This window comes from Confluentibacter lentus (genome assembly GCF_002806995.1).
Classification (GTDB): Bacteria; Bacteroidota; Bacteroidia; order Flavobacteriales; family Flavobacteriaceae; genus Confluentibacter; species Confluentibacter lentus.
On sequence record NZ_NIHE01000005.1, the window covers coordinates 124,670 to 147,923 of the forward strand.

Genomic DNA, 23,254 nt, shown 5'->3' on the forward strand with positions numbered 1-23,254 from the left:
TAGATTTTAAAATGGTTATGTTTGGTTTACGAAGTTAAAAAAAAATATGCTTTAATATGGACATATTTATATAAAAAGCCTCATTTTATTGAGGCTTCTATATATACGGTCAGAAATTTTTATTGGATGTTTACCTAAAATAATAACGCTCTTTTTCTCCGTTAGTATTTACAAGCTCGATTTTTAATGGTTCGTAACGTGATAAATTCTTTATAATGTTTTGAGCATCATCAACGGAGTTTACTTTTTGATCATTTATAGCAGTGATAATGGCACCTTCTTTGACTCCATATTTTTCCCAATATTCTGCATATTTTTTACTAAACTCAGTAATTTTTACACCATGAGAAGTTTTGTATTTTTTTAATTCCTCTGGTTTGGCATTTTTCACTTGTCCCACAGTAGGAATCATAATGGTTTCATTTCTGGTCAAAGTAACATTTACGGTTTTTAAATTTCCATCCCTGTAAATTTTAAGGGTTACTACATCATCAACCCTTTTGGCACTAATATGTCCTGTTAAATCGGCAAATTTTGATACTTTAATATTGTCGATTTCTTTAATGATATCACCTTTTTTAATGCCTGCTTTTTTAGCTCCAGAATCTTCAAGAACACTATCAACATAAATACCTTCGGTATCGCTAACACCAAATTCTTTAGATAAGGCGCTATTTAAAGCAGTACCACTGATGCCCAGAATGCCATTTTGTACATTACCATATTCCATAATGTCTTCAATAACCCGACGCGCAATGTTGCTTGGTACAGCAAATGAATAACCAACATAAGACCCTGTTTGGGATGAAATAGCCGTATTGATACCAATAAGTTCTCCTCGGGTATTTACCAATGCGCCACCAGAATTTCCTGGGTTTACGGCAGCATCAGTTTGAATAAAAGATTGAGAGCTAGTACCCGATAAATCTCTAGCTTTAGCGCTTACAATACCTGCTGTAACGGTTGATGTTAAGTTAAAAGGATTTCCAACAGCTAAAACCCATTCACCAACTTTAACTTCGTCTGAATCAGCAAAAGTTATGAAAGGCAAGTCTTCATCAGCATCAATTTTTAAAAGGGCAATATCTGTTATCGGATCTGAACCTACTATTTCAGCTTTGTATGTTTTATTGTTATTTAAAGTCACCGAAAGTTCATTTGAATTATTGATAACATGATTATTGGTAATAATATACCCATCGGCATTAATAATCACGCCAGAACCAGTCCCCATTTGAGCACGTGGCGTACTTCTTCCTAAAAATAAATCTTGTAACGACATTTGCCCGGCACTAATAGATACGTTTTTTACATGCACAACAGCATTTAAGGTGTTTTCGGCAGCGATAGTGAAATCGGGAGCTTCACTTGCTGTTGAAAAGCTAGTCGGTAAAAATGCAGGATTCGCTGGTGCGGAAGTTACAACAAGGTTGTTTTCTGGTTCTAAAAATAATTTATAGGCACCAAGTGTTAACATGCCACCTAATGCTGAAACCAATACTAAGGATAAAATCTTCTTCATAATTTTCAGTTTTATTTATAGATTAACGATTAAAATTAAAAATTTATTGAACGGAAAATTCAACTTTAACGACTATTTAACAATGAAAAAAACGTTTTAATATTCATATATTTGCCCTGTATTATGCAACAGATTTTTTATAAATATCAAGGAACAGGAAACGATTTTGTGATGATAGATAATCGTCAACAATCGTTCAACAAAAAAAATGCCAAACACATTGCATTGCTATGCGACAGACGTTTTGGCATAGGGGCTGACGGACTTATTTTGCTTGAAAACCACCCAGATTTAGATTTCAGAATGGTGTATTATAATGCCGATGGTAATGAAAGCAGTATGTGTGGCAACGGCGGCCGTTGTTTAGTGGCATTTGCAAATCATTTGGGTGTTATTACTGAACATGCGGTTTTTGAAGCCATTGATGGTGTACATCATGCTACTATACATGGCGATATGGTTAGATTGCAAATGCAAGACGTTCATACTATAGAAAAACATTCAAAACACGTTTTTTTAAATACGGGTTCACCTCATCATGTGCAATTTGAAGATCGTATAGAAGATTTTGATATTAAAACCAAGGGCGCTACCATTAGATGCGGGGAACCTTATAATGAAGTTGGTAGCAATGTTAATTTCGTTAAAAAAATAAACGATCAAATTTTTGCCGTAAGAACTTATGAACGTGGGGTAGAAGATGAAACGCTGTCTTGCGGAACCGGTGTTACTGCTGTGGCATTGGCCATGCATGCTTTGAACGAAACCGATAAAAACTTAATTACTTTACAGGTGCAAGGTGGCGAATTGCAAGTTAGTTTTGATGTTGAAAACGGCGTTTACAAAAATGTATGGCTTATTGGTCCTGCAACGTTTGTTTATAAAGGAACCATATGATAACGTTAAAAGGAAGCGAGATTTATTTACGCGCTTTGGAGCCGGAGGATTTAGAATTTGTATATGCCGTTGAAAACGATGAATCTGTTTGGGAAATAAGTAACACGCAAACACCGTATTCAAAATTTTTAATCAAGGAATACCTTCAAAATGCCCATAAAGATATTTTTGAGGTGAAACAATTACGACTGGTGGTTTCGGGTTATGATAATAATCCTTTGGGTTTGATTGATATTTTCGATTTCGATTTTAAGAATAGAAGAGCAGGTATTGGCATTTTAATTAAAGATGCAAGTAATAGAGATAAAGGTTATGGTAGGGAAGCTTTGCAATTATTGATTAATTATAGTTTTTCGCATTTGGGGCTGCATCAATTGTACTGTAATATTTCAGAAGAAAACAAGGCCAGTATAAAACTTTTTACCAATCAAGGGTTTGTAAATGTGGGTCTTAAAAAGGATTGGAACTATGTGAATGGTTCTTATAAAAATGAATATCTGTTTCAGCTTATAAATAATTAAATGTATATAAAAAAGATACTTTTGGCGATCGTATTTATTGGTTTAGCAGTAGCAGCTTACTTTGCTTACTATGTTTATAATGCCATGTTTGTGTCCAATACAAACTTTAATAATGATGTCGCCTATGTGTATGTGCCAACCAATGGTACCTATGAAGATGTTAGGGAACAACTTATTCCACTTTTAAAAGATATTGATTCGTTTGACGCCTTAGCAAAGCAAAAAAAGTACGTCACCAATATAAAAGCAGGCCGTTATGCTATTAAAAAAGGCATGAATAATAATGATATTATTAATTCCATAAGAAGTAATAATTTGCCTTTTAATATATCATTCAACAATCAAGAATCCCTTGAAAAATTGGCAGGACGTATCAGTGCTCAAATAGAAGCGGATAGCTTATCCTTATTAAATGCCATGACCGATGAGGCATTTCTGAAAAAAAATGATTTCACCTTAGCTACAAGTTTGGGAATGTATATTCCAAATAGTTACGAATTTTTTTGGAATACGTCTGCTGAACAATTTAGGGACAGAATGTTGAAGGAATACAACAGGTTTTGGAACGACACCCGAAAAGCGAAAGCCAAAGCCATTAATTTAACGCCAACCCAAGTGATTACTTTGGCATCTATTGTTCACGAAGAATCTAAAGCGGTAGATGAACAGCCAAGAATTGCTGGAGTGTATTTAAACAGATTACGAATAGGTATGCTTTTGCAGGCAGATCCCACTTTAAAATTTGCGGCATACCAACTGCCTCAATATAAAAACACCGTTATAAAACGGGTTTTGAATGTTCATAAAGAGATAAATTCTCCTTACAATACCTATAAGAATTTAGGTCTAACTCCCGGACTTATCGCCATGCCAGATGTGTCTGCCATTGATGCCGTTTTAAATTACGAAAAGCATGATTATCTTTATTTTGTTGCTGATGCGAAACGTTTAGGGTATCATAAATTTGCAAAGACATTGGCTCAGCATAATGCTTACGCTAGGGAATATCACGCATATTTATCATCCCAAGGTATCAATCAGTAGTGGGTTGTTATAAACTTAAATATATTTTCTGTTTCTTATTTATAACCTGTTTTTCATTTTCACAATCTAAATTAGATTCTTTTTTAACACCTAGCGATACGCTAAATATACCGAGACGAAATGCCATCACAATAAGTGAAGCGTCTATAATAGGTGTATCCCTAATCGGTTTGAACCAACTTTGGTATGCAGATTATCCTAAGTCAAAATTCCATACCATTGATGATAGTGGTGAATGGCTTCAAATCGATAAAGTAGGTCATGTCTTCTCTTCATATCAAATGGGGCGATTGGGAGCGCAGGCACTTCATTGGGCAGGTGTTAGTAAAAAAGACCAATTAATTTATGGTGCTACTTTGGGTTTCGGATTTTTAACTGCTGTGGAAGTTTTTGATGGTTTTTCAGAGGAATGGGGATTTTCATGGACAGATGTTTTGGCTAATGGAGCAGGCACAGGATTGTATGTCGGACAAGAATTATTATGGAACGAACAGCGTATGATGTTGAAGTTTTCATTTCATCAAACACATTATGCGTCACAGAGTCCAAATAAACTTGGTGATGGTTTTTTGGAACAAGTTTTAAAGGATTATAACGGACAAACCTATTGGCTAAACATCAATCTGCATTCTTTTTTTAAAGAAAGTAAGATACCAAAATGGTTGGATTTGTCAGTAGGCTATGGCGCTGACGGGATGCTATCTGGATTGAAAGATATTGACAATCAGTTGTTAACAAATAATGAAAGGTACAGGCAGTTCTATGTAAGTTTTGACTTAAATTTGAGTAAGATAGAAACAAAGTCGCAAGTGTTGAGATCCATTTTGGATGTGTTTAACGTAATTAAGATGCCGTTTCCAGCCATTGAGTTTAGTAAAAAAGGTAGTGTATTTCATCTATTGTACTATTAAAAAAGGCACATAAACGAGTAATTTTGAATTAATGATTATAATGTCTAATTTTGCACCCTCAAATTTTCAAGTATATTTTTAATTAAATATGCTGAAGAAATTTAAAAATTATGAAGAAAAATATTGCAAGTTATCTGATTTTATCACTTACAATATGTGTTCTATTGTATGTCTCGTTGTCTTCGAAAGACACGATTGATTTTAGTAAATATTCAACAAAGGGCTTAGAGTTGATTTATACGGTAAGCCCAGAGCCAATTACTCACGAGAGCGATTTGGTGCTAAACGACGGAAACAGATTGTTTTCACCTTATCTTGGGAAATCTTTTGTAGGTTTTAAAGAAGATTTGGCCTTCAAGGAATCTAGAGGTGATTATTCTTCGGTTAACACCCTTGGGTATTTAGGAAAATACCAATTTGGAACGGAAACCTTAAAATTGATTGGAATTTATAATCCAGCAAATTTTTTAAGCAATCCTGCACTTCAAGAAAAGGCATTTATTGCCAATGCAGAGCGTAACAAATGGATTTTAAGACGCGACATTAAAAATTTTGTTGGTAAAAAAATCAACGGAGTTGTTATTACAGAGTCTGGTATTTTGGCGGCAGCACATTTAGCAGGTCCAGGAAGTGTTAAACATTATTTAAGAAGTTACGGTGCTCAAGACCATGAAGATAGTTATGGGACTTCCGTTCAGTATTATATCAAAAAGTTTTCTGGATATGATACGTCTTTTTTAAAGCCCAATAAAAAAGCGAAGGTGACTTCTATGTAAAATTAAAATTTATGGATAATGAATATGGTAGGCCTTTTATGAAGGTCTACTTTTTTTTTGGTCCATTCGTTAACGTAAAGTGTTTTAATGAACTCTGTCGGCAATGTGATATCGCAAGCTACACAAACGCTCGTATTTTTCTCTAAAATGCTACAAATATCTTCCAGCATTTTATTGTTTCTATAGGGAGTTTCAATAAAAATTTGAGATTGGTTGAGTTCAAAAGAGAGGCGTTCCAATCGTTTAATTTCTTTTTTTCTTTCGTCTTTGTCTATCGGTAAATAACCATTAAATGTAAAGCTTTGGCCATTCATTCCGGAACCCATCATGGCCATTAAAATAGATGAAGGCCCGACTAACGGCACCACTTTAATATCTAGTTGATGTGCTAATTTTACAACATCGGCGCCAGGATCGGCTATACCTGGGCAGCCAGCTTCAGAAAGTAAGCCAACATTAATGCCCATGGCACAGGATTCTAAAAACTTAGGTAATTCGGTATCTTCTGTAAACTTATTTAGAAGATATATTTTTAAGGCTGATTGTAATTTATCGGGAGCTATTTTTTTTATAAAATGTCGTGCTGTCTTTTCATTTTCAACAATAAACGTATTTGTTTGTTCAATGATGTTTTTTACGGTTACGGGCAATACGTCTAAAGGGTCGTTATCTCCTAGGGTTGTTGGTATAAGATATAGTTTTCCTTTAGCAGTATTCATTTGGTAAGTTTCCTAAATATTTTTTTAAAATTAAAGTAAAGACTTGGCGATTGTGGTACATGCTTCATCCAGCATTTTGTAAACGTTTTCAAAACCTTCATCACCTCCATAATATGGGTCGGGAACATCATAATTCTGATTTGGATATATTTCATTCAAGATGAATTTAACCTTGCCTTTATCGTTTTCATCCCTTGCAAGTGCTATCACATTATTATAATTGGATGCATCCATCACATAAATATAATCGAATGTATCAAAATCAGCTACACTAAATTGTCTTCCAGATAAATTAGAAATGTCCAATCCGTACTTTCTAGCAACGGCTACAGAGCGTTTATCTGGTGAATTACCCACATGATAATTGGCAGTGCCAGCGGAATCGACTATAAAGTTGTTATTTGGAAGCTTGGATTTTAAAATGCCTTCGGCTAATGGCGATCGGCAAATATTACCTAGACATACCATTAAGATTTTAATCATGGAAAAGGAAATTTAAATAGAGAGCTTTTTAGTAATATCCTCCACGTATTTTTTGAATTGCTTATCTGTTGAAGATAAATTATCAACAGTCTTACAGGCGTGAAGCACAGTGGCATGGTCTCTTTTTCCTATTTGGGAGCCAATGCTTGCTAAAGACGCTTTAGTGAATTTTTTCGCAAAGAACATAGCCAATTGCCTTGCTTGGACAATATGGCGTTTTCTGGTTTTAGACTGTAACGTGTCAATGTCCATTTGGAAATAATCGGACACAATTTTTTGGATATAATCTATGGAAACCTCACGTTTGGTATTCTTAACAAATTTCTCAACAATTTGTTTTGCCAAATCGATGGTAATCTCTTTTTTGTTGAAAGACGATTGGGCAATTAAAGATATAATCGCACCTTCCAACTCTCTCACATTTGTTTTGATGTTTTTGGCAACATATTCAATAATATCATCAGGCATTTCAACACCATCACGATATAACTTGTTTTTTAAGATGGAAACTCGGGTTTCAAAATCCGGATTTTGCAATTCAGCAGAAAGTCCCCATTTAAAACGTGATAATAAGCGTTGCTCAATATCTTGCATATCAACTGGCGCCTTGTCGCTAGTTAAAATAACCTGTTTGCCGTTTTGGTGCAAATGGTTGAATATATGGAAGAATACATCTTGGGTTCCAGATTTTCCTGATAAAAATTGAACATCATCAATAATCAACACATCAATAATTTGGTAAAAATGAATAAAGTCATTTCTATTGTTCTTTTTTACGGAATCAATGTATTGTTGTGTAAATTTTTCAGCAGAAATATATAAAACCGTTTTTTCAGGATATTTATCTTTAATATCAACACCAATAGCGTGTGCTAAATGGGTTTTTCCCAACCCAACGCCACCAAATATAAGCAACGGATTGAAAGATGTGCCACCTGGTTTTGATGCCACCGCTAAACCAGCACTTCTTGCTAAACGATTGGAATCGCCTTCAAGGAAATTTTCAAAACTGTAATTCGGATTTAATTGCGATTCAATTTTTACATTTCTAATGCCGGGAATAACAAACGGATTGCGTAATTCTGGATTTTTATTTTGAAGTGGAATATCAACCTCTTGGGATTTCATACCACTTCTATTAGAACTCGGAATTTTTTCTGTAAATGGATGTTTATTGCCATACGTGTTTTCCATTTTTATAATGTAAACAAGTTTGGCTTTTTCTCCAAGTTCTTTTGTTAATGATACTTTAAGTATTTTTACATAGTGCTCTTCAAGCCATTCGTAAAAGAATTTACTAGGGACTTGAATGCTTAAAGCATTATCTGTAAGTTTAACGGGAATAATAGGTTCAAACCAAGTTTTATACGCTTGCGGTTGTATATTATCTTTTATAAATTCAAGACAGTTATTCCATACCGATTGCGCAGTTACACTCATTATTGTATTTATGGTTTGTTTGTTAGTTAGTTAATGAAGAGAAGAATTTTTCTCTTTCCCCCTGTTTATTGTTAGGCAAATATGTGAACAAAATTCTTAAAAAAAAAATGAATTAGTGTTGAATTTTCAGAATTTTTTCATCATGTTTAACCTGTAGCCGAAACTACAAAAAATTATTTAATAAACCTTATGAAATTCGACAAAATACAAATAAGAGTGAGATATGGTGAAACCGACCAAATGGGCGTGGTATATCACGGGAATTACGCATTATATCTTGAAATGGGGCGTATTGAGTGGTTGCGGAAATTGGGCATTTCTTATAAAAATATGGAGGAAAGTGGTATTATGTTGCCCGTAGTTTCCCTTTGTATAAATTATAAAAAATCAGCGGGTTATGATGACCTAATTAATGTTAAAACACAACTAAAAAATAAGCCTACGGCTAAGATTGAATTTGACTATGAAATCACTAACGAAAAAGGTGAAATTTTAACAACTGCTAGTACTATTTTGGTGTTTATTGATATGAAAACAAACCGACCTGTTAAAGCGCCACAATATATTTTGGATGCAATAGGCTATTAACTTTTTATTTGCTTAATTTTTGCTTCAAAAAGGTTGTTGAAAATATCGAAAATGTATGTTGCATCTTTTTTCCTGACCGAAATATAGATGTTGCAATCCAGTTCCAGTTTTTGATTGGTGACGGTAATGTTATTTTCTTTAATAGCCCGCATCACTTTATTTATATTCCTATAGTCAAAAGTGATACAGAATTCAATATTTATGGTTTTTTTAACAATTTTTGAAGCTTCTAAAGTTAATTGCGCCGTGGTTTTATAAGCATTAATTAAGCCAGAAACACCCAATTTAACACCGCCAAAATAGCGAACAATAACAAGTAGAATATTGGTGACATCAAATGATTGTATTTGACCGTAAATGGGCATTCCTGCGGAATTGTTAGGTTCGCCATCATCATTCGCTCTAAATGATATGGTTTCTGTTCCCAATTGATAAGCGTAACACCAATGTCTGGCGGCATGGTGCTTCTTTTTTAAATCTTCAATATGTAGTTTTACCTCGTTTTCACTTTGTATAGGAAAAGCAAAACCATAAAATTTACTGTTTTTATCTTTGAATAAAATAGCCTCAGTTGTAGTTTCAATGGTTTTGTATGTGTCTTTATCAGTCAAAAAAGAAAGAAGTTAAAACAAATGACCATTTACTTTGAAAAGCGACGTGATATCTTCCGTTTTCGGGTTGATATACCACGTGTTTATGCCTAAAGAATTGGCAGTTTTGATATTATCGTTATTGTCATCAACAAAAAAACACTCTTTTGCATTTACGTTGTTTTCACTCAGAACATATTCAAAAATATCCCGATTTGGTTTTCTTAAATGAATGTCGTGTGATAAGTAAAAAGCATCAAAACAATTTTTGAATTCCTCATAAAAAGATATGTTTTTTTTAATCCAATCGATGTGAAGTTCGTTGGTATTGCTTAACAGAATCAGTTTGTATTTTGCTGATTTTTGTAATTCTTTTAAAAAGCTCAAACGATGCTCAGGAAAATCTTTCAGTATGAAATTCCAAATGTCTATAAGTTCTTCTTCTGAAAGATTGGGGAAGTTTTCAACATAAAATTCCAAAAATTCTTCTGTTGAAATGAGGCCTTGCTCATAAAAACTATTGAATGCTATCATTTCTTCCGAAAAGTCATCAATCTTAAAATGTTTGAAAGCATTTTGTGTAAAACCATCAATGTCCAAATTGATGAACACATTACCAAAATCGAAAATAATCGCTTTAATCATTTCTATATGTTTTAAGAATATCGTCTTTAATATGTTCTTTGGAAATTAATTTTCCATTTAATTCTGGAGCTTTCACACCTGTGTTGAATGTGATATTTCCTATAAATATTCTGGCTTCATCCCACAATTTTTCATCTATAAACGTCTGTAAAGTATGTTTGCCTCCTTCAATAATTACTGAGTTTATATCCTTCTGAAACAGTATGTCGCAGATTTGTTTGGCGACCTGATTTGAGAAGTCCGCATCGTTTTTGGAGATGATGATTGTTTGTGCTTCTGAATTAAAAATAGCCAAGCTCTTAGGCAATTTTAAATCTTTATCTATCACAATTCTAATCGGATTTTGCCCTTTCCAATCCCTAACCGTTAAACTCGGATTATCTTGTAATACTGTATTCGTGCCAACCAAAATAGCTTGCTCTTCAGCACGCCATTTATGGGTTAATTGTCGGGAATAATCATTGCTAATCCAAACTGGTTTTTGTTCGTTTTTGGTTTCCGGAGCTATAAAACCATCTTGGGTTTCGGCCCATTTTAAAATGATATAAGGGCGCTTTTTGTTATGAAATGTGAAGAATCGTTTATGATGTTCCTTGCATTCTTTTTCCAGAATGCCAACAGTTACTTGGCAACCAGCATTTTTAAGTTTTTCAATACCTTTTCCGGCGACTTTAATGTTGTCATCAATACAACCAATAACCACATTTGGGATGTTATATTTAATGATGAGGTCGCTACACGGGGGCGTTTTGCCAAAATGGGAACAGGGTTCTAAAGTCACATATAGGGTTGAATCTTTTAAAAGATGTTTGTCAACAACCGAATTTATCGCGTTTACTTCAGCATGATTACCACCATAAGCACTTGTAAAACCTTCGCCAATTATATTGTTATTATGCACAATAATGCACCCCACCATAGGATTTGGTCGCGTGCTTCCCAAACCATTTTTGGCTATTTCAATACAGCGTTTTATGTATTTTTCATGTATATTCACGGCACAAAAATAAGATTAATTAATGGGTATTAATGCTATCATTATTAGAGAAATTCAACCTCAGGATAATCAGCAAATTGAGCAGATTATACGTGATTGTTTTCATGAGTTTAAAATTTCTTTGGAAGGCACTGCGTATTCAGATATTGAAACTACAAGAATGTTCGAATCCTATCAAAAAGATAATGAGGTGTATTATGTTATTGATACGGATGGAAAAGTGCTTGGTGGAGGCGGTGTAAAACCTTTAAAGGATTTTGAAAATGAGATTTGTGAAATCCAGAAAATGTATTTTTCGCCATACATTAGAGGCAGAGGTTTTGGCAAGCAATTATTTGAAAAGTGTTTGCAGGCTGCAAAGGATTTGGGTTATAAACAATGCTATATAGAATCTGCGTTGCAACTAAAAGCGGCCATCCATATTTATGAATCTTATGGTTTTAAGAATTTACCAGGCGCTTTAGGAAATACGGGACATTATTCTTGTGGCGTTTGGATGATAAAGGATTTATGAAGCTAAAAGACATTCAACATATTTTCCACGAAGAATTAGATGCCATTTACGATAAACATGAAGTGGATAGTTTCTTTTTTATATTATTAGAATACTATTATAATATCACCAGAATCAAATTAGCTATGAATCCTGAGCTAATTAGTGATAATAGTGAAAAGCTTTTCAATGCATTAGAACGTTTAAAAAACCAAGAACCCATTCAATATATAATAGGAAATACTGAGTTTTTCGGGTTGCCTTTTAAAGTCAATCAACATGTTTTGATACCAAGATCAGAAACGGAGGAACTTGTTGATTGGATATTGACTAGCCACCCAAGACCCAAGGCCCAAGACCTAACCATTTTAGATATTGGAACGGGGAGTGGTTGTATTGCTATTTCGTTGGCTAAAAATTTACAAAATGCAGATGTTTGTGCAATAGATATTAGCAAGGAAGCGTTAAAAGTCGCTAGGCAAAATGCGGAATTAAATGATGTTAAAATCGAGTTTATTGAAGCTGATATTCTATTGACTGAAAGTATTTCGGATTTAAAATTTGATGTCATTGTTTCAAATCCACCCTACGTTCGGGAACTTGAAAAAAAGCAAATGAAACCGAATGTTTTAAATAATGAACCACATTTGGCGTTGTTTGTGGAAGATGAAAATCCGTTACAATTTTATAAAGCCATTACAAAATTTGCTCTTAATAATTTGAAGGACAATGGCATGCTTTTTTTTGAAATTAATGAATATCTTGGTAACGACATGATTCAGTTGTTAAAAGATTATCATTTTAAAAATATAGAATTAAAACAAGATATCTTTAAAAAAGATAGAATGATTAAAGGAGAAAAAATACAATGAATAGTATTGAGGAACACATATTAAAACTTCGTAACGAACTAAACGACCATAATTATAATTATTATGTATTGGATACTCCAACGATATCAGATTTAGAATTCGATACCAAATTAAAGGAACTCGAAGCTCTTGAAAATCAGTATCCCGAGTTTTTTGATATTAATTCACCAACACAACGCGTTGGAGGTGATATTACCAAAAATTTCGAAACCATTCCACACGAGCATCGCATGTATTCGTTGGATAATTCGTATTCCAAAGAAGATTTGTTGGATTGGGAAAACCGAATTAAAAAGATGATTGATGGTGAGATTCAATATGTATGCGAATTAAAATATGACGGTGCTTCCATTAGTCTGACTTATGAAAATGGGGCTTTAGTCAAAGCTCTTACTAGAGGTGATGGTTTTCAAGGCGATAATATCACAGCCAATGTAAAAACCATTAAATCGGTTCCGCTGAAGCTAAAAGGAGATTATCCACCAAAATTTGATATTAGGGGTGAAATTATTTTGCCGATTGATGGATTCAACAAAATGAATGAAGAACGTATTGAGATTGGAGAAGAACCTTATAGAAATCCCAGAAACACAGCTTCAGGAAGTTTGAAACTGCAGGATAGTTCTGAAGTGGCAAAGCGCCCTTTAGATTGTTTACTATATGGATTAATAGGGAATCATTTGGGGATTCATTCACATTTTGAGGGCCTTAAAAAAGCAAGGGAATGGGGCTTTAAAGTGCCCATTGCTTCCAAATTAGTCTATTCTATAGATGAGGTATTGGCGTTTATAGCTTACTGGGATGTGCATCGACATGATTTGCCTTATGAAACGGACGGCGTTGTTGTAAAGGTTAATAGTTTAGATCAACAAGAAGAATTGGGGTATACCGCCAAGTCACCGCGTTGGGCAATTGCCTATAAATTTAAAGCGGAACAAGTTTCAACAAGATTAAACAGTATTTCGTATCAGGTAGGGCGAACAGGAGCCATTACGCCAGTTGCCAATTTACAGCCTGTGGAATTGGCCGGAACCATTGTAAAAAGAGCGTCTTTGCATAATGCCGATCAAATAGAAAAATTAGATATCAGGGTAGGTGATGAGGTGTATGTTGAAAAAGGAGGAGAAATCATTCCGAAGATTATTGCGGTAGATTTAAATCGGCGTCAACTAAATTCAAAGCCAACAGAATACATTACAGAATGTCCTGAATGTGGCACACCATTAGTCAGGCAAGAAGGCGAAGCACAACATTACTGTCCGAATTATAATGGTTGTAAGCCTCAAATTATTGGTCGGATTCAGCATTATATATCGAGGAAAGCAATGGATATTGAAGGTTTAGGTGGCGAAACTGTGGCGCTTCTTGTTAATGAAGGCTTGATTGATGATTATTCAGATTTGTATGAATTAACGAAAGAGCAAATCATTCCTCTTGAAAGAATGGCCGAAAAGAGTGCTGATAATTTAATTTTAGGCATTGAGCAATCCAAAAGTATTCCATTTGAAAGAGTTATGTTTGCTTTAGGTATTCGTTATGTGGGCGAAACAGTGGCAAAAAAATTAGCAAAACATTATAAATCCATTGATGCTATTGCCAACGCTTCTTTAGATGATTTAGTAAATGTAGATGAAATAGGAATTAAGATAGCTCAGAGCGTTGTGGAATTTTTTAAATCTGAAAAAAACGAATTTATAATTAAACGGTTAAGACAATTTGGTATCCAATTGGAAATCTCTGCAGAACAACTTGTTGGTCAGACTGATAAACTTGAAGGGCAGAGTATTGTTATCTCTGGAGTTTTTGAAACATTGTCTAGAGATGAGCTAAAAAAACTCATAGAAGATAACGGTGGAAAAGTAAGTAGTTCTATTTCTTCCAAAACTAGTTTTATTGTTGCTGGTGATAATATGGGGCCAAGCAAAAAGAAAAAAGCAGAGGATTTGAATATTTTATTAATAAACGAATATGAATTCTTACAAAAAATAAAATAATTTGTAATTTAATCGATAAAATGTATTTTTTTATCGTTTAATTGTGTTATTATTTTATATTTGCAAGGTAACAATTTAATGTCTCTCATGAACAAGTCTAAAATCTTGGTTGGTTTGGTTTTATTAATTTATACCCTATTTGCTGTTTTTCAATTTAGTGGTCATGATTTATTGGCATTCAATTTTAGGTCTTTAATATTTCCTTTTGTTGCCTTAACATATTTTTTAAGTGTTAAAGAAAAGTCCATGTTATTTATTTTGTTTTTAATTTTTTACTCTTTATCTGAACTTTTGGCAATGATTTCAGATGTGTTGAGTTACAGTGTTGATTATTTTTTAGGTAACTCATTATATATTCTTGCTTATTTAATGTTGTTCATTAAAATTTGTAAATCAATTAGTTTAATTCACGTACTTAAAAATTTCAAAATACATTTAATTGTATTGACAGCTTTAAATATTTATATTGTTTATGTTTTACAGGTTATCATAGACCCTCATGTTGAATTGAACTATGAATATTTTGTTGAACTGGTATACAATATTGTCATGCTTTTACTCTTGTCCAGTTCACTTTTAAATTATTTTTATAGAGATAATAAAAAGTCTTTGTATTTATTTGTAGGATCTCTATGTATTGTGTTTTCTGAAGTAATAAGTGTAGCTTACTTATATGTTGCTAAACAAGACTTACTTAATTTTATAGCCGTTTCATTGGCGCTATTAGCCTTTTATTTCTTTTATCAACAGTCCAAACTGGATAATGAAGAACCCATTAATATGCTAATTGATTAATTTCTTTTTATAAAAGGGATGGTTTTTCTATATAAGTAGAGTATTATTGTTGCCAGTATAAAGGTTATCATGGCTGTGACAAATAAAATGCCTCCGTCATTGTTAACCACAATGCCTAATTGCGTTATGTGCATAAATATAGCGCCACCAATAATACCTATGGTAAGTACAGCACCAAGCCAAATAGTTTTCGGTATAAATAAAAAAATACTGGCAATGAGTTCTAAAACTCCAATACCAATTCTTCCTTCTGGTTCTAATCCAACTTTTGCAAAAATATAAACACTATCTGGGTGGGCTGTAAACTTATAGCGTAGTGTTTGAATTAAAATAACTGCAACAATAATTCTAAGGATAAAAGGCAAGTGTTTTTTCATGGTATTTAAGTTAAGGATTAACTTGGAATGTTAGACGTGGTAAATCCAACTACCAATCATTTTGCAAGCGATTAGCAAATAGAATACCAAAATTTAACAATATAATCGATGAAGTGTCATTTTTTTTCGATGTAATTGATTATATTTGTAGCCCTACTTATTATAAATACCATGAACACTACATTCAAAATTGGCCATGACGCCATGTTTTTTATCGCCCTATCGTTGTTGATGATTTTAAATGTTTTTGCAGCTTATAGTGAAAATCCATTATTTTTAAATGCTTCTAAGGCACTATTCATTCCCTTTTTTTTAATAGCTTTCTCTGTTAAGAATAGAATAGTGAATTTGGTGTTTATTGCTTTTTTGGTGTTCTCATTTTTTGGAGACGCTTCTGGATTTTTTTTAGCAAATGATTCTGGAACAACGAGCTCGAACACGATGTATTTGTTTAGTTATATAGGTTTAATTGTACTCAGTGTTTCTAAATTCAAACTTGCTGATATTGATAAGGTAGTTGGTTTTTATTTGCTTGGTATTTTATTAATCAATGGTTATTTTTTATACACATTGTGTAGTATGTTGAGTGCTTTAATAACAGATGGTATGGAAATGATGTTGTTTGGAATAAAAAGTATGGCGTTAATACTTTTGGTATTTGTCTCATTTGCAGTATATCTTGGTAAACAAACAAAGGCATCCATTCTTTTTTTAATCATGGCTATTTGCTTTGCTTTTTCAGATGTTCTAAATTACGTAGTGCATTATTATGTTTATAATTGGAGTATTTTGATGATAGATAGGTTATTGCATATCACCGGACTTTTCTTTGCCTTTAAATATATCATTGAAACCAATAAAGCATCTAAAGGTGCTTATGATGAAAAAGATATTCTGCAAAAAACCTATTCTAGAGATGAAATTCTGGCTTAAACTATTATAGATGTTCCGCTAACGGTTTTATTTTTTTCTGAATCAAAATAAAAATCAATGCGTCCTAAATTAATACCATAACAACCTACTTGGTTTACAAGCATATTTTTATCCTCTATATTTTTCATTACAGTTGGTTTTGATAAAAATGTGTGGGTATGACCACCAATAATTAAGTCGATATTTTTTGTGGCTGTGGCCAATTTTAAATCACTTATTTTGTTTGGATTCTCCTTGCTATAATCGTATCCTAAATGGGATAAACAAATAATCAAATCACAGCGTTCATCATCTTTTAAAATCCGCGTCATCTCTTGTGCCGTTTCTATTGGATTTAAATATTTGGTTTCTTTATACATGTTTTTATCAACCAAACCGTCTAATTCAATACCTAATCCGAAAACGCCAATTTTAATAGATCCCTTTTTAAATATCCGATAAGGCTTTACATGCGTGTTCATTATCGTATTCGAAAAATCATAATTTGAACAAATAAAATCGAATTTAGCATATGGCAATTGTGCATATAATCCATCAATGCCATTATCAAAATCATGATTCCCAATGGTTGATGCATCATATTTTAGCATACTCATTAACTTAAACTCCAATTCACCACCATAATAATTAAAGTATGGGGTGCCTTGAAAAATATCACCTGCATCAAATAAAAGTGTATTTGGATTTTCATTTCTAATGGATTCTATTAAGCTAGCTCTACGGGCAACGCCGCCTTTATTGGCATTTCTGCCATCTTCTGGTCCAAAAGCATCAATATGACTATGTACATCATTAGTGTGTAAAATGGTTATTTGTGATGTTTTCGCTGAGGTAGTAAACGACTGTAACCCCAAACCACCAAGAGTTAAAGCCCCAGTAGCCACCGATGTTTTTTGTAAAAAATCTCTACGTTTCATATTTGTCTCAATTGCTTTTTTGAATAAACCTGTCGTCTCTAACCGGACTTATAGTATCCACTTTTTTAAAATGATCTATCAAAGCGTTTCTTACTTTGTAATTTAAATCGTGAACGCCTCCGTTTCGTTTAAAAAAGGTCATGTTATCGCCACCATTATATAAATAATCATTAGTTAATACATAATAGGTCTTTTCGTCTTCAATATCTTTTCCATTTATAGTAGCTTCAATAATATTAAAATCGGTGTCAATAACTAGTTTTAATTTTGAAATGGGATGGGCTTTTTTTGCCTCACTTAAATAGGCAACCAAACTATCTATTTGGGTTCCTTTCATTTCAACTACTAAAAGTGTGTTTTCAAAAGGCATCAATTCAAAAGCTGTTCGGGTAGTAATGTTTCCTTTAGATATTATGGAACGAATACCTCCATGATTTAATAAAACCATGTCTATGTTTTTTCCAGTTCGGCTTTTAAAAATAGGGTTTGCCTCATCAAAAATAGCATCGGCCATAAAGTTTCCAATGGCGGTATTAAAATCGCCATCAGTTTTAGTGTAAGTGCCCACCGAATATGCCAACACACTATTCAAATCTTTCTGTATATGGTTTCTGTAAGGTTTTATAAAAGCTTCAATCTCATTGTTGGTAGCTATGCTATCTGAAATTGAAATTTGTTTTCCTTCAATTTTAGAGAGGTAGAAATGTGTTTCTTTGCAACCAATAAATAATAATAAAAACAAACCGAAAAAGAGAGGTTTCAAATCCATATTATAGATACTTGTGAAATTTTGCTAATATTTTGAATCTACTTTTGCTACCTTTGCGCAAAGTATAAAGGTAAATGTTTTTAAGGGCTTTTAAAGAGAATTCAAATAAAAAGTATTTGAACAAACTATTATCAAATCGTTACGTAAACGTTGATGATAGTAAGATTGAAAGCTTGGGCATCATCTTTAATTTGGGAGAGAATGAAGATTTTGGCTTGTTTAAAAATTTAGCCTCAAAAATAAATTTACACCCTAATAATCTTAAGGTTATAGGTTTTTCTAAAGATAAAAAAGCCAATTTAAATACATGGGATTTATGTTTTAATCCAGATGATTTTGGATGGAAAGGCGACATTAAGAATGTGGAATTACAAACTTTTTTGGATAAAAAGTTCGATGTTTTAATCAGTTACTATTTGGCAGAGGATTTAGAATTGAAATTGATGACAGCCAAATCAAAAGCGCAATTTAAAGTTGGCATTTTTCAGAATGATTTAAGATTGAACGATTTAATCATTAGTACCAATTTGAACGAATTCGATGTATTTGAAAACGAGGTTTTTAAGTACTTAACTATATTAAATAAAATTAAAAAATGAACAGTAAGTTTCTAGGAACTGGAGTTGCTTTGGTTACACCATTCAAAACTGATTTAAGTGTAGATCATGAGGCCTTAACAAACATTGTCAACTTCAATATAGATAATGGAACGGATTATCTTGTAATTTGTGGTACAACAGCAGAGAGCGTAACCGTTACTAAGCAAGAAAAACAAGATATTATAAAAACTATTTCTAAAGCTAATAATGGCCGTGTACCTATGGTATTGGGGATTGGCGGAAATAATACCATGCAGGTTATTGAAGAAATAAAAGCGACCAATTTAAGTGATATGGATGCTATTTTGTCGGTGTCGCCTTATTATACTAAACCAACGCAAGAAGGTATTTATCAGCATTTTAAAGCTATTGCAGAAGCATCACCTGTTCCTGTGATTTTGTATAATGTTCCTGGACGTACATCCAAAAACATGGAGCCAGAAACGACTTTAAGATTGGCAAACGATTTTGAAAATATTATAGGTATCAAAGAAGCATGTAACAATGTTGCCCAATATTTAAAGTTATTAAAAGACAAACCAGAAGATTTTTTAATTATTTCTGGGGATGATGATTTGGCACTTGGTGTTGTTTTAGCAGGTGGCGCTGGTGTGATATCTGTGATAGGACAGGCGTTTCCTAAAGAATTTTCAGAAATGATTCGTCTAGGATTGGAAGGGAATGCCAAAGAGGCATACAAACTTCATTTTAAATTAATGGATGTTATTGGTTATATTTTTGAAGAGAATAATCCAGCAGGAATTAAAGCCGTTTTTGAAGCTTTAAATCTATGCCAAGATACCGTAAGATTGCCATTGGTTCCTGCTTCAAATGGTTTGAAAGCTAAAATTGCCGATTTTGTAAATCAATTTTAGTGTGTTAAATATAACTTAAACCTTATTTACACTGTGTTTTAGAGATTATTTTCGTGTAAAAATTATATTTTTAAAATCCATTATAATAACTTAATTTTGCCTCTTGTTTGAAATTTATGAAATGAGCTTAATGAAAGTTTCAGTAATAGAACTTTAATTCAGTTAAGCAAATTACATTTGACAGATAAAAAGCAAAGCATACAAACAAATGAAGCATTTACTTTACATACTAATTTTATTTTTAGTTTTAAGCTCGTGTAGTGAATATCAAAAGGCCTTAAAATCTGAAGATATCGCTGTAAAGTTTCAAATGGGAGATTCTCTTTATAGCCAAGGTAAATATGAAAAGGCAAATAAACTTTTTGCTCAAATCGTTCCAAGTTACAGAGGAAAACCTCAAGCAGAAAAATTGATGTATTTGTATTCCAACACTTTTTACAAAATGAGGGATTATCATACGTCTGCTTACCAATTTGAACGTTTTGTGGCTAGTTACCCTACTAGCGAGAAAGTGGAGGAAACAGCTTTTTTAAGCGCAAAGAGTTATTACATGTTATCTCCTGAATATTCGAAAGATCAAACAGAGACAAAAAATGCTATCGAAAAGTTGCAAAACTTTCTTAATATGTATCCGGAATCTGAATATGCCGCAGAAGCAAATAAGCTTTTTAAGGAACTGGATTTTAAATTAGAGAAAAAAGCTTATGAAATTGCGAAGCAATATGCACTGATAGCCCCCGGATATACTAGGGATTTTAATGCTGCCATAAAATCCTTCGACAATTTTATTTTTGAATTTCCAGGTTCCGTGTTAAGAGAGGATGCCTTGTTTTATAAATTTGACGCCGCTTACCAACAGGCTATGAATAGTGTAGAAAGCAAAAAAGAATTTAGGTTGAAGGAGGCGAAAGAATATTATACATTATTTAAAAAAGCTTACTCAGATTCAAAATATATCCAAGATGCCGATAAAATGGCCCTTAGTTTAGAAGAAGAATTAAAAAATTACAGCAATAAAAGTTAAATAGCAATACAATGGATTTAAAAAGAACGAATGCTCCAGTTAATACCATCACGTACGATAGAAACCAAATAGATGAGCCAACAGAGAACATCTATGAGTCAATTTCTATCATTGCGAGACGTGCCGAGCAAATTAATACAGAGATTAAAAGAGAACTAATCGATAAGTTGGAAGAATTCGCAACTTATAATGATAGTCTTGAAGAAATCTTTGAAAACAAAGAACAAATTGAGGTATCTAAATTTTATGAAAAATTACCAAAACCTCATGCATTAGCCGTTCAAGAATGGTTAACAGATAAAATCTATTTTAGAAATACTGAGGACGATTCCCAGGAATAATTTTAAAATGTCAATATTAAGCGGCAAAAATATACTACTGGGCATAAGCGCTGGTATTGCCGCTTATAAAACAGCTTCTTTAGTAAGGTTATTTGTGAAAGCTGGTGCGAACGTCAAAGTCGTTATGACTCCTGCTTCTAAAGACTTTATTACGCCTTTAACCTTATCAACACTTTCAAAAAATCCCGTTTATTCTTCGTTTACCAATGATGAAGATGACAATGCTGTGTGGAACAGCCATGTAGATTTAGGGCTTTGGGCAAATATCTTCGTCATAGCTCCTGCAACCGCCAATACCTTATCAAAAATGTCCAATGGCATTTGTGATAATTTATTGCTTGCAACCTACTTATCAGCTAAATGTCCGGTTTATTTTGCACCCGCTATGGATTTGGACATGTATAAACATGAAAGTACATTGCGGTCGTTTAGTATATTACAAAGTTATGGCAATATCATGATTCCAGCTACAAGTGGTGAATTGGCTAGCGGTTTAGTTGGGGAAGGTAGAATGGCAGAGCCGGAAGATATTGTTACATTTATTGAAAATGATATTTTAAACAAATTACCCCTTAAAGGAAAAAAAATACTTATCACGGCTGGGCCTACTTATGAAGCCATCGATCCGGTCCGTTTTATTGGGAATCATTCCAGTGGTAAAATGGGTTTCGAAATTGCTAAGGTGTCAGCCAATTTAGGGGCTGAAGTCATTTTAATCACGGGACCAACCCATGAAAGTGTTTCACATAATTTCATACACATCGTTCCTGTTGTAAGCGCAGAAGAGATGTTTAATGCCGCCCATGCCTATTTTAAAGAAGTAAATGTGGCTATTCTATCGGCGGCTGTAGCCGATTTTAAACCAAAAGAAGTCGCTGCACAAAAAATAAAAAAGACTGAAGATACGTTAACATTAGAGTTAGAAAAAACCAAGGATATTTTAGCTTCTTTAGGAGCCATTAAAACCAATCAATTTTTGGTTGGTTTTGCGTTAGAGACCGATAATGAAATTGAAAATGCAAAAGACAAACTTAAAAGAAAGAATTTAAACTTAATTGTGTTAAATTCGTTAAACGACTCTGGAGCTGGTTTTAAAAGCGATACCAATAAAGTGACTTTTATAAATGATAAAAATGAAAGTGAAGAATTTCCATTGAAGTCTAAAACAGAAGTTGCTAAAGACTTATTAAACGAAATAATAAAACAACTGGATGCGTAATATTATATTTATTCTATGTATTTACTTTGCAACTTTTACGGGTTTTTCTCAAGAGTTAAACTGTAATGTTGTGGTGAATGCGCGCCAAACTGGAAATGAGAATTTACAGATTTTTAAAACACTCGAAAGTCAATTAACCGAGTTTGTCAATAATACAACGTGGACCAATAGAACATTTTCTGCACAGGAACGCATCAATTGCAGTATGAACATTACCATTTCAGATTATAGTGGCGAATCGTTTCAAGCCACTATTCAGGTACAATCTTCTCGTCCTGTTTTTGGTTCTTCTTATACAACGCCTATTTATAATTATAATGATAGGGATTTTTCATTTAGATATTTAGAATTTCAAAATTTAATTTTTAATCCAAACCAATACGAATCCAATTTAGTATCGGTTATAGCCTTTCATGTCTATATGATTTTGGCTTTAGATGCAGATTCGTTTAGTAAAGGTGGTGGGGAGATTTATTTTAAACAAGCGCAAATCATTTCTAATTATTCCCGACAAGAGAATTATAAAGGTTGGAAATTAGAAGATGGACTTCAAAGCCGCTTTGCTTTAATAGACAACGTGTTGTCCACAACCTTTAAAGAGTTCAGGGATGTACTTTATATTTATCATAGGGAAGGCTTGGATGTGATGGGAGAAAATCCGAAAGCAGGAAAAGAAAAAATAGCTACTGCTTTAAAACAGTTTGAAGCAATGAATAGTAGAAGGCCAAATTCGTTTTTATTACGGACGTTTTTTGATTCTAAAGCAGATGAAATTGAACAAATTTTCAGTGATGGCCCTAATGTGAATATTGCCAGCGTTAAAGAAACCTTGCAAAAAGTAGCCCCCATGCACAGTAGTAAATGGCAAAATATTAAATTTTAGGTTTCAAAGTTTTTTAACCATCAACTAGCA

At 33.2% G+C, this 23,254-nt stretch carries 27 protein-coding genes; 17 read left to right on the plus strand and 10 right to left on the minus strand.

The genetic code is table 11. From position 1 onward, the window contains the following. Positions 1-130 precede the first annotated feature (130 nt). Complete coding sequence (locus tag CDH50_RS10765; RefSeq protein ID WP_100612281.1) at positions 131-1,522, minus strand: trypsin-like peptidase domain-containing protein; 1,392 nt, start codon at positions 1,520-1,522, stop codon at positions 131-133. A gap of 123 nt (positions 1,523-1,645) precedes the next feature. On the opposite strand from CDH50_RS10765, the gene dapF reads away from it, so the two are divergent. The 5 genes from dapF to CDH50_RS10790 all read left to right on the plus strand — a co-directional run bounded on the left by dapF (position 1,646) and on the right by CDH50_RS10790 (position 5,671). After that, a complete protein-coding gene (dapF, locus tag CDH50_RS10770) occupies positions 1,646-2,419 on the plus strand; it encodes a diaminopimelate epimerase (protein WP_100612282.1) in 774 nt (257 codons plus the stop codon). Next, complete coding sequence (locus CDH50_RS10775; RefSeq protein WP_100612283.1) at positions 2,416-2,940, plus strand: GNAT family N-acetyltransferase; 525 nt, start codon at positions 2,416-2,418, stop codon at positions 2,938-2,940. Before dapF ends, CDH50_RS10775 begins: the two co-directional genes overlap by 4 nt. Continuing rightward, positions 2,941-3,984, plus strand: a complete 1,044-nt coding sequence (gene mltG / locus CDH50_RS10780; protein ID WP_100612284.1) for an endolytic transglycosylase MltG — start codon at positions 2,941-2,943, stop codon at positions 3,982-3,984. 170 nt (positions 3,985-4,154) lie between these two features. Next, positions 4,155-4,895: a DUF2279 domain-containing protein gene (locus CDH50_RS10785; RefSeq protein ID WP_317044650.1), complete on the plus strand. Its 741-nt coding sequence runs from the start codon at positions 4,155-4,157 to the stop codon at positions 4,893-4,895. Between the two features lie 110 nt (positions 4,896-5,005). Continuing rightward, positions 5,006-5,671 (plus strand): peptidoglycan-binding protein LysM, encoded by a 666-nt coding sequence (locus CDH50_RS10790; RefSeq protein ID WP_100612285.1) that lies wholly within the window; start codon positions 5,006-5,008, stop codon positions 5,669-5,671. 2 nt (positions 5,672-5,673) lie between these two features. Here CDH50_RS10790 and CDH50_RS10795 read toward each other — a convergent pair whose 3' ends face one another. From CDH50_RS10795 to dnaA, 3 genes are read right to left on the minus strand one after another with little or no spacing between them, the layout of a single operon-like run. Further along, positions 5,674-6,390: an SAM-dependent methyltransferase gene (locus tag CDH50_RS10795; RefSeq protein ID WP_100612286.1), complete on the minus strand. Its 717-nt coding sequence runs from the start codon at positions 6,388-6,390 to the stop codon at positions 5,674-5,676. A 30-nt stretch (positions 6,391-6,420) separates the two neighbouring features. Beyond that, positions 6,421-6,873: a low molecular weight protein-tyrosine-phosphatase gene (locus tag CDH50_RS10800; protein ID WP_232731999.1), complete on the minus strand. Its 453-nt coding sequence runs from the start codon at positions 6,871-6,873 to the stop codon at positions 6,421-6,423. A 12-nt stretch (positions 6,874-6,885) separates the two neighbouring features. Continuing rightward, entirely contained in the window at positions 6,886-8,313 is a 1,428-nt protein-coding gene (dnaA, locus tag CDH50_RS10805) for a chromosomal replication initiator protein DnaA (RefSeq protein WP_100612288.1), read from the minus strand. A gap of 189 nt (positions 8,314-8,502) precedes the next feature. Here dnaA and CDH50_RS10810 point away from each other — a divergent pair, with 189 nt between their 5' ends. Then, entirely contained in the window at positions 8,503-8,901 is a 399-nt protein-coding gene (locus tag CDH50_RS10810) for an acyl-CoA thioesterase (RefSeq protein WP_100612289.1), read from the plus strand. Here the strand turns inward: CDH50_RS10810 and CDH50_RS10815 are convergent. The 3 genes from CDH50_RS10815 to ribD are packed head-to-tail and all read right to left on the minus strand — an operon-like array spanning position 8,898 to position 11,133. Continuing rightward, positions 8,898-9,512 (minus strand): IMPACT family protein, encoded by a 615-nt coding sequence (locus tag CDH50_RS10815; RefSeq protein ID WP_100612290.1) that lies wholly within the window; start codon positions 9,510-9,512, stop codon positions 8,898-8,900. The genes CDH50_RS10810 and CDH50_RS10815 overlap by 4 nt on opposite strands. Positions 9,513-9,524: 12 nt before the next feature. Further along, a complete protein-coding gene (locus CDH50_RS10820; RefSeq protein ID WP_100612291.1) occupies positions 9,525-10,136 on the minus strand; it encodes an HAD family hydrolase in 612 nt (203 codons plus the stop codon). Then, positions 10,129-11,133 carry a bifunctional diaminohydroxyphosphoribosylaminopyrimidine deaminase/5-amino-6-(5-phosphoribosylamino)uracil reductase RibD gene (gene ribD, locus CDH50_RS10825; RefSeq protein ID WP_100612292.1) on the minus strand — a complete coding sequence of 335 codons (1,005 nt, stop codon included), beginning with the start codon at positions 11,131-11,133 and terminating at the stop codon, positions 10,129-10,131. The genes CDH50_RS10820 and ribD overlap by 8 nt, the downstream gene beginning before the upstream one ends. A 22-nt stretch (positions 11,134-11,155) precedes the next feature. On the opposite strand from ribD, the gene CDH50_RS10830 reads away from it, so the two are divergent. The 4 genes from CDH50_RS10830 (at position 11,156) to CDH50_RS10845 (ending at position 15,287) form a co-directional block, all read left to right on the plus strand. Beyond that, positions 11,156-11,647 (plus strand): GNAT family N-acetyltransferase, encoded by a 492-nt coding sequence (locus tag CDH50_RS10830; protein ID WP_100612293.1) that lies wholly within the window; start codon positions 11,156-11,158, stop codon positions 11,645-11,647. Further along, entirely contained in the window at positions 11,644-12,498 is an 855-nt protein-coding gene (gene prmC / locus CDH50_RS10835) for a peptide chain release factor N(5)-glutamine methyltransferase (protein ID WP_100612394.1), read from the plus strand. Before CDH50_RS10830 ends, prmC begins: the two co-directional genes overlap by 4 nt. Next, the gene (ligA, locus tag CDH50_RS10840) at positions 12,495-14,492 is read left to right on the plus strand and encodes an NAD-dependent DNA ligase LigA (RefSeq protein ID WP_100612294.1); all 1,998 of its coding nucleotides are present in this window, start codon (positions 12,495-12,497) and stop codon (positions 14,490-14,492) included. The genes prmC and ligA overlap by 4 nt, the downstream gene beginning before the upstream one ends. A gap of 87 nt (positions 14,493-14,579) precedes the next feature. Further along, positions 14,580-15,287 (plus strand): hypothetical protein, encoded by a 708-nt coding sequence (locus CDH50_RS10845; RefSeq protein ID WP_100612295.1) that lies wholly within the window; start codon positions 14,580-14,582, stop codon positions 15,285-15,287. Here CDH50_RS10845 and CDH50_RS10850 read toward each other — a convergent pair. Next, the gene (locus CDH50_RS10850; RefSeq protein ID WP_100612296.1) at positions 15,284-15,664 is read right to left on the minus strand and encodes a DoxX family membrane protein; all 381 of its coding nucleotides are present in this window, start codon (positions 15,662-15,664) and stop codon (positions 15,284-15,286) included. The genes CDH50_RS10845 and CDH50_RS10850 overlap by 4 nt on opposite strands. A 171-nt stretch (positions 15,665-15,835) precedes the next feature. Here CDH50_RS10850 and CDH50_RS10855 point away from each other — a divergent pair, with 171 nt between their 5' ends. Beyond that, on the plus strand, positions 15,836-16,597 hold the full coding sequence (locus tag CDH50_RS10855; RefSeq protein WP_100612297.1) for a hypothetical protein: 762 nt from the start codon (positions 15,836-15,838) through the stop codon (positions 16,595-16,597). On the opposite strand, the gene CDH50_RS10860 is transcribed toward CDH50_RS10855, so the two are convergent. Beyond that, a complete protein-coding gene (locus CDH50_RS10860; RefSeq protein ID WP_100612298.1) occupies positions 16,594-17,514 on the minus strand; it encodes a bifunctional metallophosphatase/5'-nucleotidase in 921 nt (306 codons plus the stop codon). The genes CDH50_RS10855 and CDH50_RS10860 overlap by 4 nt on opposite strands. A 7-nt stretch (positions 17,515-17,521) precedes the next feature. Continuing rightward, positions 17,522-18,283: a 5'-nucleotidase C-terminal domain-containing protein gene (locus CDH50_RS10865; protein WP_100612299.1), complete on the minus strand. Its 762-nt coding sequence runs from the start codon at positions 18,281-18,283 to the stop codon at positions 17,522-17,524. A gap of 74 nt (positions 18,284-18,357) precedes the next feature. Between CDH50_RS10865 and CDH50_RS10870 the strand changes: the two genes are divergently transcribed. The 6 genes from CDH50_RS10870 (at position 18,358) to porD (ending at position 23,224) form a co-directional block, all read left to right on the plus strand. Then, positions 18,358-18,882 carry a DUF6913 domain-containing protein gene (locus tag CDH50_RS10870; RefSeq protein ID WP_100612300.1) on the plus strand — a complete coding sequence of 175 codons (525 nt, stop codon included), beginning with the start codon at positions 18,358-18,360 and terminating at the stop codon, positions 18,880-18,882. Continuing rightward, positions 18,879-19,757 carry a 4-hydroxy-tetrahydrodipicolinate synthase gene (gene dapA / locus CDH50_RS10875; RefSeq protein WP_100612301.1) on the plus strand — a complete coding sequence of 293 codons (879 nt, stop codon included), beginning with the start codon at positions 18,879-18,881 and terminating at the stop codon, positions 19,755-19,757. The genes CDH50_RS10870 and dapA overlap by 4 nt, the downstream gene beginning before the upstream one ends. Positions 19,758-19,965: 208 nt before the next feature. Beyond that, the gene (locus tag CDH50_RS10880) at positions 19,966-20,781 is read left to right on the plus strand and encodes an outer membrane protein assembly factor BamD (protein WP_100612302.1); all 816 of its coding nucleotides are present in this window, start codon (positions 19,966-19,968) and stop codon (positions 20,779-20,781) included. Positions 20,782-20,792: 11 nt separating this feature from the next. Beyond that, positions 20,793-21,122, plus strand: coding sequence for a DNA-directed RNA polymerase subunit omega (locus tag CDH50_RS10885; protein ID WP_100612303.1), 330 nt, complete (start codon positions 20,793-20,795; stop codon positions 21,120-21,122). Positions 21,123-21,129: 7 nt separating this feature from the next. Then, positions 21,130-22,341 (plus strand): bifunctional phosphopantothenoylcysteine decarboxylase/phosphopantothenate--cysteine ligase CoaBC, encoded by a 1,212-nt coding sequence (coaBC, locus tag CDH50_RS10890; RefSeq protein ID WP_100612304.1) that lies wholly within the window; start codon positions 21,130-21,132, stop codon positions 22,339-22,341. Then, positions 22,334-23,224, plus strand: coding sequence for a type IX secretion system protein PorD (gene porD / locus CDH50_RS10895; protein WP_100612305.1), 891 nt, complete (start codon positions 22,334-22,336; stop codon positions 23,222-23,224). The genes coaBC and porD overlap by 8 nt, the downstream gene beginning before the upstream one ends. Positions 23,225-23,254: the final 30 nt, after the last annotated feature.